Below are 14,239 nucleotides of genomic sequence, written 5' to 3'. Positions count from 1 at the left end.
CGGGGCGAACAGAAAGGGTAACCGCTTATGCCACAAGGTGTTCCGCTTCAAGTTCCCGACGACGGCCTGACCACCCGGGCCCGCCGGCACACCCCGGTGCTGGCGGTGCACACCGGCGCCGGCAAGGGGAAGTCGACGGCCGCGTTCGGAATGGCGTTGCGGGCGTGGAACGCCGGGCTTTCCGTGGCGGTGTTCCAGTTCGTCAAGAGCGCCAAGTGGAAGGTGGGCGAGGAGGCGGCGTTCGCCGCACTCGGCCGCCTGCACGAGGAACAGCGGATCGGCGCGCCGGTGGAGTGGCACAAGATGGGCGCCGGCTGGTCCTGGACGCGCAAGGCGGGCAGCGACGACGATCACGCGGCGGCCGCGGCCGACGGCTGGGCCGAGATCGCCCGCCGGCTGGCGGCCGCCCGGCACGACTTCTACGTGCTGGACGAGTTCACCTATCCGCTGAAATGGGGCTGGGTGGACGTCGACGAGGTGGTGTCCGTGTTGGCGGGGCGGCCCGGACACCAGCACGTGGTGATCACCGGACGCGATGCCCCGCAACGGCTCATCGATGCGGCCGACCTGGTCACCGAGATGGCCAAGGTGAAGCACCCGATGGACGCCGGGCGCAAGGGGCAGAAGGGCATCGAGTGGTGAACGTGCCCGCGGTGGTCGTCGCGGCGCCCGCCTCCGGCAGCGGAAAGACCACGGTGGCAACGGGTTTGATCGGGGCCCTGCGCCGGGCGGGCCGCCGGGTGGCGGCGTTCAAGGTGGGGCCGGACTTCATCGATCCCGGCTATCACGGCCTGGCCGCCGGCCGGCCGGGCCGCAACCTCGACCCGGTGTTGGTGGGGGAGAACCTGATTGGCCCGCTGTACGCGCACGGCGCCGCCGGCGCCGACATCGCCGTCGTCGAGGGCGTGATGGGGCTGTTCGACGGGCGGATCGGGCCGTCCGGCGCCAGCCCGGCGGCGGGATCCACCGCGCACGTCGCCGCGCTGCTGGCGCGCCCGTCGTGCTGGTCGTCGACGCGCGCGGCCAGAGCCAGAGCATCGCGGCCCTGCTGCACGGCTTCTCGACGTTCGACGCCGCGACCCGGGTCGCCGGGGTGATCCTGAACCGGGTCGGGTCGGCCCGCCACGAGCAGGTGCTGCGTCAGGCGTGCGAACAGGCCGGCGTGCCGGTGCTGGGCGCCATCCCGCGCAGCGCCGAATTAGAGTTGCCGACAAGGTATTTGGGCTTGGTCACGGCGGTCGAGTATGGGCGCCGCGCCCGGCTCGCGGTCGAGGCGATGACCGCGCTGGTGGCACGCCACGTCGACCTGGCGGCGGTGGCGGCGGTCGCCGCCGCCCGGCCCGTCACGACGCCCTGGGATCCGGCGGCGGCGGTGGGGGATCCCGGCGGGCGCGGCGGTGAGCGGGCCACCGTCGCGGTGGCCACCGGGAAGGCGTTCAGCTTCGGCTACGCCGAGCACGCGGAGCTGCTGGCCGCCGCCGGCGCCCGGGTGGCCGAATTCGACCCGCTCGTCGACGCGTTGCCCGACGGCACCGACGCGCTGTTGCTGCCCGGCGGTTTTCCCGAACAGTTCACCGCCGAGCTGTCGGCCAACGAGGTCGTGCGCCGCCAGATCAACGAGCTGGCCGCCGCCGGGGCGCCCGTCCACGCCGAGTGCGCCGGGCTGCTCTATTTGGTGTCCGAACTCGACGGCCACCCGATGTGCGGGGTGCTGGCCGGGCAGGCCCGGTTCACCCCGCAGCTGACGCTGGCCTATCGCGATGCCGTGGCCGTCGTCGACTCCCCGCTGTACGCCGCCGGCCAGCGGGCGGTGGGGCACGAATTCCACCGCACCACAGTGACATTCAGCGACGACTACCCGCCGGCGTGGATGTACCGGACCCAGGAGTCCGGCCATCGCGACGGCGCGGTGCGCGCCGGTGTGCACGCGTCGTATCTGCACACCCACCCCGCCGCCGGGCCCGCGGCGGTGGCCCGCTTCGTCGGGTGCGCGCTGGCCGCTCGCGCCGACCCGGGCAGGACGCGGGCCCACCCCGGCAACCACTAGGCTTGCCGGGTGACCGAGAGCGCCTACCTGGTGGGGCTGCGGCTGACCGGCAAGAAGGTGGTCGTGGTCGGCGGCGGCACCGTCGCCCAGCGCCGGCTGCCGTTGCTGATCGCCAGCGGCGCGGACGTCCACGTCATCTCCCGCAGCGCCACCCGATCGGTCGAGGCGATGACCGGAATCACCCTGCAATTGCGCGAATACCGCGACGGCGACCTCGACGGCGCCTGGTACGCGATCGCGGCCACCGACGACCCGCGGGTCAACCAGGCCGTGGTCGCCGAGGCCGAACAACGCCGCATCTTCTGCGTCCGGGCGGACGTCGCCGTGGCGGGGACCGCGGTCACCCCAGCATCTTTCAGCTATGCCGGGTTGTCGGTGGGCGTGCTGGCCGGCGGCGAGCACCGCCGCTCGGCGGCGATCCGCTCGGCCATCCGGGAGGCGCTGCAGACCGGGGTCATCACGCCGGAAGGCCCGGTGGGCTCCGACGCCGTCAAGGGCGGGGTGGCGCTGATCGGCGGCGGCCCCGGCGACCCCGAACTGATCACGGTGCGCGGCCGGCGGCTGCTGGCCCAGGCCGACGTCGTGGTGGCCGACCGGCTCGCCCCGCCCGAACTGCTCGCCGAGCTGCCCCCGCACGTGGAGGTGATCGACGCCGCCAAGATTCCCTACGGCCGGGCCATGGCCCAGGACGCCATCAACGACGTCATGATCGAACGCGCCCGCGCCGGAAGTTTCGTGGTGCGCCTCAAAGGCGGGGACCCGTTCGTCTTCGCCCGCGGCTACGAGGAGGTGCTGGCGTGTGCCGACGCCGGGATTCCGGTCACCGTCGTCCCGGGTGTGACGAGTGCCATAGGAGTGCCCGCATTGGCGGGCGTCCCGGTCACCCATCGGGCGGTAAATCACGAATTCGTGGTGGTCAGCGGGCATCTCCCACCCGGTCATCCCGAATCGTTAGTGAATTGGGATGCACTGGCCGCATTGACCGGCACAATTGTTTTGCTGATGGCGGTCGAACGTATCGAACTTTTCGCCGAGGCCCTGCTGAAGGGCGGACGACCAGCGGATACGCCGGTGCTGGTGGTTCAGCACGGGACGACGGCGGCGCAACACACTTTGCGGGCCACCCTGGCCGACACGCCCGAAAAGATTCGTGCCGAAGGTATCCGACCTCCCGCGATCATCGTGATCGGCGCGGTGGCGGCTTTCGGGGTTTAAACGGTTCTTAAGATTACTGTAAGGTAACCCTTTATGACGGCTCTCAACGACTCAGAGCGCGCGGTCCAGAACTGGACATCTGCACGCCCCGATCGTCCGGCCCCGGTGCGCAGCACGCCGCCGGCGGAGACCGCCCCCAAGCCCGCGGCGGAGACCGCCGTAAAGCGGACCAGCAAGTACTACCCGGCGTGGCTGCCGTCGCGCCGCTTCATCGCGGCCGTCATCGCCATCGGCGGCATGCAGCTGCTGGCCACCATGGACAGCACCGTGGCGATCGTCGCGCTGCCCCGGATCCAGAACGAGCTCAGTCTCTCCGACGCCGGCCGCAGCTGGGTGATCACCGCCTACGTGCTGACGTTCGGCGGGCTGATGCTGCTCGGCGGCCGGCTCGGCGACACCATCGGGCGCAAACGCACCTTCATCGTCGGCGTCGCGCTGTTCACCATCTCCTCGGTGCTGTGCGCGGTCGCCTGGGACGAGGCGACCATGGTGATCGCCCGGCTCTCGCAGGGGGTCGGGTCGGCCATCGCCTCACCGACGGGCCTGGCGCTGGTCGCCACCACCTTCCCCAAGGGGCCCGCCCGTAACTTCGCGACGGCGGTGTTCGCCGCGATGACGGCGGTCGGCTCGGTGATGGGCCTGGTGGTCGGCGGGGCGCTGACCGAGGTGTCCTGGCGGCTGGCGTTTTTGGTGAACGTGCCGATCGGGCTGGTGATGATGTACCTGGCCCGCACCGCGCTGCGCGAGACCAACCGCGAGCGGATGAAACTGGACGCCACCGGCGCCGTGCTGGCCACCCTGGCCTGCACCGCCGCCGTGTTCGCCTTCTCGATGGGCCCGGAGAAGGGCTGGATCTCGCTGACCACCATCAGCTCCGGTGTGGTCGCGCTGGGCGCCGCCCTGGCCTTCGTCATCGTGGAGCGCACCGCGGAAAACCCGGTGGTGCCGTTCGACCTGTTCCGCGACCGCAACCGGCTGGTCACCTTCATCGCGATCTTCTTGGCCGGCGGCGTCATGTTCACCCTGACCGTGTGCATCGGCCTGTACGTGCAGGACATCCTCGGCTACAGCGCGCTGCGCGCCGGGGTGGGCTTCATCCCGTTCGTCATCGCGATGGGCATCGGTCTGGGCGTCTCCTCGCAACTGGTGGCGCGGTTCTCGCCGCGGGTGCTGACCATCGCCGGCGGCTACCTGCTGGTGCTCGCCATGCTCTACGGCTGGTGGTGCATGCACCGCGGCGTTCCCTATTTCCCGAACCTGGTACTGCCCATCGTGGTGGGCGGCATCGGCATCGGCATGGCCGTCGTCCCGCTGACCCTGTCGGCCATCGCCGGCGTGGGTTTCGACCAGATCGGCCCGGTATCCGCGGTCACGCTGATGCTGCAGAGCCTGGGCGGACCGCTGGTGCTGGCCGTCATCCAGGCCGTGATCACCTCGCGCACACTGTATCTGGGCGGCACCACCGGCCCGGTGAAGACCATGAACGACGCCCAGTTGCAGGCGCTCGACCACGGCTACACCTACGGGCTGCTGTGGGTCGCCGGGGCGGCCGTCATCGTGGGTGCCGCGGCGCTGTTCATCGGCTACACACCCGAGCAGGTCGCGCACGCCCAGGAGGTCAAGGAAGCGATGGACGCCGGGGAGCTCTGACCCGGCCCAGTGGTTGCGGCGCAACCAGTTCCGTGATTTTCGTCGGCCGGTGATTGGCCGGGTGTCCGGCGGGGTAGTGCATCAAGCGGTGCCTTCGGCTCAACGAGCCCCCAGTGACCCCCAGCGAAGCTCCACGAAGCCTCCACGAACCGAAGTGTCGCCCGATGCATGCCCGCCGACGCGATGGGACGAGGATGGACACCACCGACGACACGATCAGGATCAGATTCGCCACCGAGGACGACTGGCAGGCGGTCTACGCGAATCAGGCGGGCGCCTACGGGGTTTCGGTGGACCCGGCCGACGTCGAAGCGTGGAAACGCCGCGTCGACCTGGAAGACATCCTGGTCGCCGAGGACGTCTCCGATCCGGCGCGGCCGACCGTGGTCGGTACCTCGTTGTGCTACAAGCTGCGGCTCACCGTGCCGGGCGGCGCCACCCTGAAGGCGGCCTGGCTGGCGATGATCGCCGTCGCCGCAACGCATCTGGGGCGAGGCGTCTGGCAGCAGCTGAGCATCCGCGGCTTCGGCATCCTGCAGGAACGCAACTATCCGATCCTGTGCGGCGTTCCGACCCAGCCCACGGTGTATGAGATCCTGGGCGCCGGAGTGGCCAGCTACGCCCGCACCTACAACATCGAGCCGCGCTTCACCGACCTGCGCGCCAAGCCCGAGCGGAACCGGGCGCGCGTCGTCGAGGCCGACGAGGCGCGGGGGCTGCTGCCCGACCTCTACGACCGATGGTGCGCGGTGACGCCCGGGGCGCTGAGCCGCAGCCGGGCCTGGTGGGCCGACGTCCTGGAGGACCGGGTGACCCAGCGCGACAACGGATCAACGCTGAACTACGTCGTGCACCCGGACGGCTTCATGACCTACCGGGTGATCGGCGCGTCACCGCACGCGTTTCGCCGGCCCTTCGGCAACCTGATCGTCCAGGATTTCTGCCCGATCACCCCCGAGGCGCACACCGACCTGCTCGCGACCCTGCTGAGCCTGAAGATGTTCGACAACAGCGTCATCGAGACGCCGGTCGACGACCCGCTCCCGCTCAAGCTGAAGGACCAGCTCGCCGCCCAGACCACGAAGGTCAACGACTTTCTGTGGATGCGGATCATGAATGTGCCCGAGGTGCTTCCGAAACGGGCCTACCGCGCCGACGCGGATTTGGTGCTGGACGTCACCGACCCGCTCGGGGTGGCCGGCGGCCGGTTCCTGCTGCGGATCCGCGACGGCGTCGGAACCTGCACGCCGCACGACGGGCCCGCCGACATCAAGATCGGTCTGGGCGATCTGGGATCGATCTACATGGGTGCGCATCGCGCCTGGGAACTCCACCAGGCCGACCGCATCACCGAACTGCGCAGCGGTGCGCTGCTCGACCTGGACGCCGCGTTCACCACGCAACGGGCGCCCTACTGCGGCACGCTGTTCTGACGCCGGCGCACACGCGCCGGTGAGGGCGACCCGGTCGCCAGGCTAGGCTAGCCCGCTGTGATCACCCGGATGTCCCAGCTGTTCCTGCGCACCCTGCGCGACGACCCCGCCGACGCCGAAGTGCCCAGCCACAAGCTGCTGATCCGGGCCGGATACATCCGGCCCGTCGCGCCCGGGCTGTACAGCTGGCTCCCGCTGGGGCTGCGGGTGCTGCGCCGGATCGAGCACATCGTCCGCGAGGAGATGAATGCGATTGGCGGCCAAGAGATCCTGTTTCCCGCCCTGCTGCCGCGCGCGCCGTACGAGGCGACGAACCGGTGGACCGAGTACGGCGACAGCGTTTTTCGGCTGCAGGACCGCCGCGGCAACGACTACCTGCTGGGGCCCACCCACGAGGAGCTGTTCACCCTGACCGTCAAGGGTGAATACAGCTCCTACAAAGACTTTCCGGTGCTGCTGTATCAGATCCAGAACAAATACCGCGACGAGGCGCGGCCACGGGCAGGCATCCTGCGGGTGCGCGAGTTCGTGATGAAGGACTCCTACTCGTTCGACATCGACGACGCCGGGCTCAAGGCCGCCTATCACGCACACCGGGAGGCCTATCAGCGCATCTTCGCGCGGCTGCAGGTGCGCTACGTGATCGTGTCCGCGGTGTCGGGCGCCATGGGCGGCAGCGCCTCCGAGGAGTTCCTGGCCGAGAGCCCGGTCGGCGAGGACACCTTCGTGCGCTGCCTGGAGTCCGGCTATGCGGCCAACGTCGAGGCGGTGATCACCGCCCGCCCGGACCCGCAACCCGTCGAGGGTCTACCCGAGGCGGTGGTCCACGACACCGGTGACACCCCGACCATCGCCACCCTGGTCGACTGGGCCAACCGGGCGGGCCTGGGCCGCACCGTCACCGCGGCCGACACGTTGAAGAACGTCCTGCTCAAGGTGCGCCAGCCCGGCGGGGACTGGGAGCTGCTGGCCATCGGCCTGCCCGGCGACCGTGAGGTCGACGACAAGCGGCTGGGCGCGGCGCTGGAGCCGGCCGAGTACGTGCTGCTCGACGACGCCGACTTCGCTAGGTACCCGTTCCTGGTGAAGGGCTACATCGGTCCGAAAGCGTTGAAGGACAACGGAGTTCGTTACCTGGTCGATCCGCGGGTGGTGGACGGCACCAGCTGGATCACCGGGGCCGACGAACCGGGCCGCCATGTCGTCGGGCTGGTCGCGGGCCGGGACTTCACCGCCGACGGCACCATCGAGGCCGCCGAGGTGCGCGACGGCGACCCGTCGCCGGACGGCGCCGGGCCGCTGGTGTCCGCGCGCGGCATCGAGGTCGCCCACATCTTCCAGTTGGGCCGCAAGTACACCGACGCCTTCACCGCCGACGTGCTGGCGAGGACGGCAAGCCGGTGCGGCTCACCATGGGCTCCTACGGCCTGGGGGTGTCGCGGATGGTGGCCGTCATCGCCGAACAGCACCACGACGAGCTGGGCCTGCGCTGGCCCGCGTCGGTGGCGCCGTTCGACGTCCACCTGGTGATCGCCAACAAGGACGCGCAGGCGCGCGCCGGAGCCACCGCGCTGGCCGACGACCTGGACCGGCTCGGCGTCGAGGTGCTGCTCGACGACCGTCAGGCCTCGCCGGGAGTGAAGTTCAAGGACGCCGAGCTGCTGGGCGTGCCGTGGATCGTGGTGGTGGGCCGGGGCTGGGCCGACGGCGTGGTGGAGCTGCGCGACCGCTTCGCCGGCCAGACCCGGGAGCTGGCCACCGGGCCGTCGCTTGCCGCCGACATCGCGGCCGCCCTGCGCGGCTAGTCAGTCGTTGCCGCCCGGGAAGCTGGTCGTGATCGGCCAGGCGCCCAGCACCCGGTTCCACCGGGCCGCCATCACCGCGCTCTGGACCAGGGCGGTGGCGGCGAACGCGCGGTCGTCGCCCGTCTCGGCGTGCTCGGCCACGACGCGCCACGCCCCGGCGCCGTCGTTCTCCATCCGGGCGGCCAGCCGCGCGGCGTCGGCCGGGCTGCCCACCACCAGGGGCAGCTGATAGCCCGCCGCGGCGACCGGGGCGGTGACCTTGCGGGCGGTCAGCATGGCGATGACGTCGTCGCGGCGCTGCCGGTGCTGCTCGAGGGCCTCCACCACCATGTCGTTGACGCTGGGCGGCGACATCGCCGAGACGATCCCGTAGCCGTAGATCGTCGAGTGCTCGATGGCCAGCGCGTCGCACAGCGCCGCGTTGTCGGCGTCCTTGCCCGAGGTCATATCGACGGCCCCCCGGGCACCAGCGCGACGGTGTAGGACGCCGTGCAGGAGGCCGCGATCGAGGCCAGCAACCCGGCCCGGTAGCCGGATTCGGTGCCCACCAGCCGGCTGGCGCTGTCGGCCGAGGCGCGCAGCGCGTTGATCACGTCGGACACCGGCGGCGGGGGTGGTGGCGGCCCAGCCGGTTGCGCGGGGCTCGGGCTGGTCGTCTCGCTGGTCGAGGAGGTGGCGAGCTTGCCGGCCGCCCGCGAGATCTCGGTGGACAACGCGCGGGCGTGCGCGGCGCGCTGGCTCGCCACCACGGTCAGCGCGGCGGCGACCTGCGGCGGGTTGCCCAGGGCCGCGGCGGCGGCGCCGGCCAGCGCGCTGTCGTGGCGGGCCTGGTCCAGCGGGCCCAGCAGCTGCTCGACCGGCGGCGGCTTGGGCGCGGGCTTGCTGCAGGCGGACACCGCTCCCAGCGCGGCCAGCGCCGCGCCACCGGCGAGGACCTCACGCCTGTTGACACGCCTGTTGACGGGCGGAACTGCGCTAGGCACAAGGACATCCTGCCATCGGCGCGAAAGCGGGCTCGATGCCAGGACGCGATCACCCCGTCATGGCTGATTCCTGGCGTATCGTGGATAGCTGGTTCTCGCGGAGGGCCGACCCTGAAGGGCTGTGTGCTCCGCCGGGACACCGGAAGCCGCCCGCGAGGCCATCGGGGTGGCGAACATCCGCCAGATGACCGGACAACTCAAGATGAGGAGCTCGCCGTGACCACCGGGCTACCGTCCCAGACGCAGGTGATCGAGCTACTCGGTGGAGAGTTTGCGCGCGCCGGATACGAGATCGAAGACGTGGTCATCGACGCACGCGCGCGTCCACCGCGCATCACGGTGATCGCCGACGGCGACGACGGCCTCGACCTCGACGCCGCGGCCACGTTGTCCCGCTCGGCGTCGGCGCTGCTGGACAAGCTCGACACCATCGAGGACCACTACGTGCTCGAGGTGTCCTCGCCCGGGGTGGACCGACCGCTGAGAACCCCCAAGCATTTTCGCCGTGCGCGCGGCCGCAAGGTCGACGTCGTCCTGTCGGACAACTCGACGGTGACCGGCCGGGTCGGCGAGACGGGCGACGACACCGTCGCCCTGGTGGTCCGCGCCGGCCGGGACTGGGCGATACGCGAGATTCCGCTCGGTGACGTCGTCAAAGCCGTTGTCCAGGTGGAGTTTTCGCCCCCTGCGCAGGCGGAGCTGGAACTGGCGGGTGTGGGCGGCACGGACAAGACGGAGGAGCGGCGCAGATGAATCGCGCCGGCGACGATGCAGAGCGGAGCGATGAGGAGGAGCGGCGCAGATGAATATCGACATGGCCGCACTGCACGCGATCGAGGTGGATCGGGGCATCTCGGTCAACGAGCTGCTCGAGACCATCAAGTCCGCGCTGCTGACCGCCTACCGGCACACCGAAGGCCACCAGAACGACGCCCGCATCGAGATCGACCGCAAAACCGGCGTCGTCAAGGTGATCGCGCGGGAGACCGACGAGGACGGCAACGTCATCAGCGAATGGGACGACACCCCGGAGGGTTTCGGCCGGATCGCCGCGACCACCGCGCGACAGGTGATGCTGCAGCGCTTCCGGGACGCCGAGAACGAGCGGACCTACGGCGAGTTCTCCACCCGCGAGGGCGAGATCGTCGCGGGGGTGATCCAGCGGGACAGCCGCGCGAACGCGCGCGGCCTGGTGGTGGTCCGGATGGGCACCGAGACCAAGGCCTCCGAGGGCGTCATCCCGGCCGCCGAACAGGTGCCCGGCGAAAGCTATGAGCACGGCAACCGGGTGCGCTGCTACGTCATCGGGGTGACCCGCGGCGCGCGCGAGCCGCTGATCACGCTGTCGCGCACCCACCCCAACCTGGTCCGCAAGCTGTTCTCCCTGGAGGTCCCGGAGATCGCCGACGGATCGGTGGAGATCGTGGCGGTGGCCCGCGAGGCCGGGCATCGCTCCAAGATCGCGGTGAAGTCCAACCTGCCCGGGCTGAACGCCAAAGGCGCCTGCATCGGGCCGATGGGCCAGCGGGTGCGCAACGTGATGAGCGAGCTCTCCGGGGAGAAGATCGACATCATCGACTACGACGACGACCCGGCCCGGTTCGTCGCCAACGCGCTGTCGCCGGCCAAGGTGGTCTCGGTGTCGATCATCGACCAGGCCGCCCGGGCCGCCCGGGTGGTGGTGCCCGACTTCCAGTTGTCGCTGGCCATCGGCAAGGAGGGCCAGAACGCGCGGCTGGCGGCCCGGCTCACCGGCTGGCGCATCGACATCCGCGGCGATTCGCCCGGCGGCGCGGGCGGGCACTCGGAGAGCCGGCCCGAGCACGGCGCCACGCACGGAATGGCCCACGACCGCTGACCGCACGGTCCGGGACACTCCGGGCGTGGCCGGACAGGCTCGGGTGGTGCTGACCATCGATTCGGTGACGCTAGACTGAGCCGTGATCCAGCGTGAGCCTTCGGGACCCGTGCGAACGTGTGTCGGGTGCCGGAAGCGAGAGTTGGCCGTCGAACTGCTTCGCGTGGTGGCTGTGCCCACCGGGAACGGCGAATTCGCCGCGATCGTTGACACAGCCGGTAACCTGCCGGGGCGGGGTGCTTGGCTGCATCCCGCGCCGCAGTGCGCCCAGCAGGCGATCCGGCGGCGTGCTTTCACCAAAGCGCTGCGGATCACCGGTTCACCGGACACCTCCGCGGTGGTCGAGCACATAGAGTCCCTCCATGCGCCCGAGCGCCCGGCGACAGAACAGGTAGCAAAGAACATGAGCACACCGTGAAGTCCCGATGACAATGCGTCATAGCTGAACACGAGGCGCGGCCCCACGACTGTCGCCTCATAGACAGGAGAAGTAGTGGCAGGTAAGGCCCGCGTACACGAGTTGGCAAAGGAACTCGGTGTCACCAGCAAGGAAGTCCTCGCCCGACTGAATGAACAGGGCGAATTCGTCAAATCCGCGTCGTCGACGGTAGAAGCGCCGGTGGCGCGCCGGCTGCGCGAGTCCTTCGGCGGCGGCAAGGCCGCCGAGGGCGCCGCGAAGGCACCCGCCAAGGCCGCGGCCAAGGGCGACGCGAAGACCGCGGCCAAGGGGACGTCAAGGCGCCCGACAAGGCGCTGGACGCCGCCCTGGACAACGCGATCAAGGCCGGCGGCAACGGCGAGGCGGCCGCGCCGCCCGCCCAGCCCGGCGGCACCGCGACCACCCGGCCGCGCAGGCCACGCCGAGCCCGGCCGACCGGGCCCGCTGCCGCGCGGCCGTCGGCGCCGGCTCCGGGCAGCCAAGCCGCCGCCCGGGCAACCGCCCGCCCGGCGCCACGCCGGCCGCGTCCCGGCCCGGCACCCAAGCCCGCCGCCCGCACGCCGCGGGTCGGCAACAACCCGTTCTCGTCGGCCCAGCCGGTCGATCGGCCCATCCCGCGCCCGGTGCCGCGTCCCGGAGCGCCCCGCCGGGTGCGCCGCGGCCCGGCGCGTCGCCGGGCAACATGCCCCGCGCCCGGCGGTGTCGGCGGCCGGCCGCCGGCGCGGCCCGGAGCCCGCGGCCGGCGGCGGCCGGCCGGTGGGCCGGCGGTCGTGACGGCGGCGGCGGCAACTACCGCGGCGGCGGCGTCGGCGCCCGCCCGGTGGTGGCGGTGGTTTCCGCGGCCGCCCCGGTGGCGGCGGCGGTGGCCGTCCCGGGCAGCGCGGCGGTGCGGCTGGCGCGTTCGGCCGTCCCGGTGGCGCGCCGCGGCGTGGCCGCAAGTCCAAGCGGCAGAAGCGTCAGGAATACGACTCGATGCAGGCCCCGGTCGTCGGCGGCGTGCGGTTGCCGCACGGCAACGGCGAGACCATCCGGCTGGCCCGCGGCGCGTCGCTGTCCGACTTCGCCGAGAAGATCGACGCCAACCCGGCGTCGCTGGTGCAGGCGCTGTTCAACCTCGGCGAGATGGTGACCGCCACCCAGTCGGTTGGCGACGAGACGCTCGAGCTGCTGGGCAGCGAGATGAACTACAACGTTCAGGTCGTCTCGCCCGAGGACGAGGACCGCGAGCTGCTGGAGTCCTTCGACCTGACCTACGGCGAGGACGAGGGCACCGAGGAGGACCTGCAGACCCGGCCGCCGGTGGTGACCGTGATGGGTCACGTCGACCACGGTAAGACACGGCTGCTGGACACGATCCGTAAGGCCAACGTCCGCGAGGCCGAGGCCGGCGGCATCACCCAGCACATCGGCGCCTACCAGGTGACCGTCGAGCACGACGGGGTGGAGCGCCCGATCACCTTCATCGACACCCCGGGTCACGAGGCGTTCACCGCCATGCGTGCCCGCGGCGCCAAGGCCACCGACATCGCGATCTTGGTGGTCGCCGCCGACGACGGTGTCATGCCGCAGACGGTGGAGGCGATCAACCACGCGCAGGCGGCCGACGTGCCGATCGTGGTGGCGGTCAACAAGATTGACGTCGAGGGTGCCGACCCGCAGAAGATCCGCGGGCAGCTCACCGAATATGGTTTGGTGCCAGAGGAATTCGGCGGCGACACGATGTTCGTCGACATCTCCGCGAAGCAGGGCACCAACATCGACCAGCTGCTGGAGGCGGTGCTGCTGACCGCGGACGCCGCCCTGGACCTGCGCGCCAACCCGGACATGGAGGCCCAGGGTGTGGCGATCGAGGCGCACCTGGACCGTGGCCGCGGGCCGGTGGCAACGGTGTTGATCCAGCGCGGCACGCTGCGGGTCGGCGACTCGATCGTCGCCGGCGACGCCTACGGCCGGGTGCGGCGCATGGTCGACGAGCACGGCGACGACGTCGAGGAGGCGCTGCCGTCGCGGCCGGTGCAGGTCATCGGGTTCACCTCGGTGCCCGGCGCCGGGGACAACCTGCTGGTCGTCGACGAGGACCGGATCGCCCGGCAGATCGCCGACAAGCGCAGCGCCCGCAAGCGCAACGCGCTGGCGGCACGGTCCCGCAAGCGGATCAGCCTGGAGGACCTGGATTCGGCGCTGAAGGAAACCAGCCAGCTCAACCTGATCCTCAAGGGCGACAACGCCGGTACGGTCGAGGCGCTGGAAGAGGCCCTGATGGGCATCCAGATCGACGACGAGGTGGCGCTGCGGGTTATCGACCGCGGTGTCGGTGGCATCACCGAAACCAACGTCAACCTGGCGTCGGCGTCGGACGCGGTGATCATCGGCTTCAACGTGCGCGCCGAGGGTAAGGCCACCGAGCTGGCCAACCGCGAGGGTGTGGAGATCCGCTACTACTCGGTGATCTACCAGGCGATCGACGAGATCGAGAAGGCCCTGCGCGGCATGCTCAAGCCGATCTACGAGGAGAACCAGCTGGGCCGCGCCGAGATCCGGGCGATCTTCCGGTCCTCCAGGGTGGGCATCATTGCCGGCTGCATGATCACCTCCGGGGTGGTGCGCCGCAACGCCAAGGCCCGGCTGCTGCGGGACAACGTGGTGGTCAGCGAGAACCTCACGATCAATTCGCTGCGCCGGGAGAAGGACGACGTGACCGAGGTCCGCGAGGGCTTCGAATGCGGTATGACGCTGGGCTATTCCGACATCAAGGAAGGCGACGTCATCGAGTCCTACGAGCTGGTCCAAAAAGAGCGCACCTGACCGG

General features: G+C 70.8%; 10 protein-coding genes and 4 pseudogenes. 12 read left to right on the top strand and 2 right to left on the bottom strand.

The window, feature by feature from the left end:
• Positions 1 to 27: 27 nt before the first annotated feature.
• The 7 genes and pseudogenes from cobO (at position 28) to NF20_RS11150 (ending at position 8,150) form a co-directional block, all read left to right on the top strand.
• A complete protein-coding gene (gene cobO / locus NF20_RS11175; RefSeq protein WP_023861104.1) occupies positions 28 to 642 on the top strand; it encodes a cob(I)yrinic acid a,c-diamide adenosyltransferase in 615 nt (204 codons plus the stop codon).
• A pseudogene (locus NF20_RS28130) lies at positions 636 to 713 on the top strand (hypothetical protein); the annotation flags it as partial. The gene cobO and the pseudogene NF20_RS28130, both read left to right, overlap by 7 nt.
• 248 nt (positions 714 to 961) lie before the next feature.
• On the top strand, positions 962 to 2,047 hold the full coding sequence (locus tag NF20_RS11170; RefSeq protein ID WP_255343454.1) for a cobyrinate a,c-diamide synthase: 1,086 nt from the start codon (positions 962 to 964) through the stop codon (positions 2,045 to 2,047).
• Between the two features lie 9 nt (positions 2,048 to 2,056).
• Positions 2,057 to 3,262: a uroporphyrinogen-III C-methyltransferase gene (cobA, locus tag NF20_RS11165; RefSeq protein ID WP_023874222.1), complete on the top strand. Its 1,206-nt coding sequence runs from the start codon at positions 2,057 to 2,059 to the stop codon at positions 3,260 to 3,262.
• 33 nt (positions 3,263 to 3,295) lie between these two features.
• Positions 3,296 to 4,912, top strand: coding sequence for an MFS transporter (locus NF20_RS11160; protein WP_003875137.1), 1,617 nt, complete (start codon positions 3,296 to 3,298; stop codon positions 4,910 to 4,912).
• Positions 4,913 to 5,106: 194 nt separating this feature from the next.
• Positions 5,107 to 6,345, top strand: coding sequence for a GNAT family N-acetyltransferase (locus tag NF20_RS11155; protein ID WP_009978061.1), 1,239 nt, complete (start codon positions 5,107 to 5,109; stop codon positions 6,343 to 6,345).
• Positions 6,346 to 6,402: 57 nt separating this feature from the next.
• Positions 6,403 to 8,150 (top strand): annotated as a pseudogene (locus NF20_RS11150) (proline--tRNA ligase).
• Here the strand turns inward: NF20_RS11150 and NF20_RS11145 are convergent.
• A complete protein-coding gene (locus tag NF20_RS11145) occupies positions 8,151 to 8,597 on the bottom strand; it encodes a ferritin-like domain-containing protein (RefSeq protein WP_003875140.1) in 447 nt (148 codons plus the stop codon).
• Positions 8,594 to 9,133: a hypothetical protein gene (locus NF20_RS11140; RefSeq protein WP_003875142.1), complete on the bottom strand. Its 540-nt coding sequence runs from the start codon at positions 9,131 to 9,133 to the stop codon at positions 8,594 to 8,596. Before NF20_RS11140 ends, NF20_RS11145 begins: the two co-directional genes overlap by 4 nt.
• A 216-nt stretch (positions 9,134 to 9,349) precedes the next feature.
• On the opposite strand from NF20_RS11140, the gene rimP reads away from it, so the two are divergent.
• The 5 genes and pseudogenes from rimP to infB all read left to right on the top strand — a co-directional run.
• Positions 9,350 to 9,886: a ribosome maturation factor RimP gene (gene rimP, locus NF20_RS11135; protein ID WP_023868398.1), complete on the top strand. Its 537-nt coding sequence runs from the start codon at positions 9,350 to 9,352 to the stop codon at positions 9,884 to 9,886.
• 49 nt (positions 9,887 to 9,935) lie between these two features.
• The gene (gene nusA / locus NF20_RS11130) at positions 9,936 to 10,991 is read left to right on the top strand and encodes a transcription termination factor NusA (RefSeq protein WP_003875144.1); all 1,056 of its coding nucleotides are present in this window, start codon (positions 9,936 to 9,938) and stop codon (positions 10,989 to 10,991) included.
• An 85-nt stretch (positions 10,992 to 11,076) separates the two neighbouring features.
• Positions 11,077 to 11,409 (top strand): YlxR family protein, encoded by a 333-nt coding sequence (locus NF20_RS11125; RefSeq protein ID WP_073578851.1) that lies wholly within the window; start codon positions 11,077 to 11,079, stop codon positions 11,407 to 11,409.
• Positions 11,410 to 11,484: 75 nt separating this feature from the next.
• Positions 11,485 to 11,811 (top strand): annotated as a pseudogene (locus NF20_RS28930) (translation initiation factor IF-2 N-terminal domain-containing protein); the annotation flags it as partial.
• A 74-nt stretch (positions 11,812 to 11,885) separates the two neighbouring features.
• Positions 11,886 to 14,235 (top strand): annotated as a pseudogene (gene infB, locus NF20_RS11120) (translation initiation factor IF-2); the annotation flags it as partial.
• Positions 14,236 to 14,239 lie beyond the last annotated feature (4 nt).

Source organism: Mycobacterium sp. MAC_080597_8934, assembly GCF_000523975.1.
Lineage (GTDB): Bacteria > Actinomycetota > Actinomycetes > Mycobacteriales > Mycobacteriaceae > Mycobacterium > Mycobacterium avium.
Note: the sequence above shows the minus strand (reverse complement) of the source record. Positions and strands in the feature narration are given on the sequence as shown.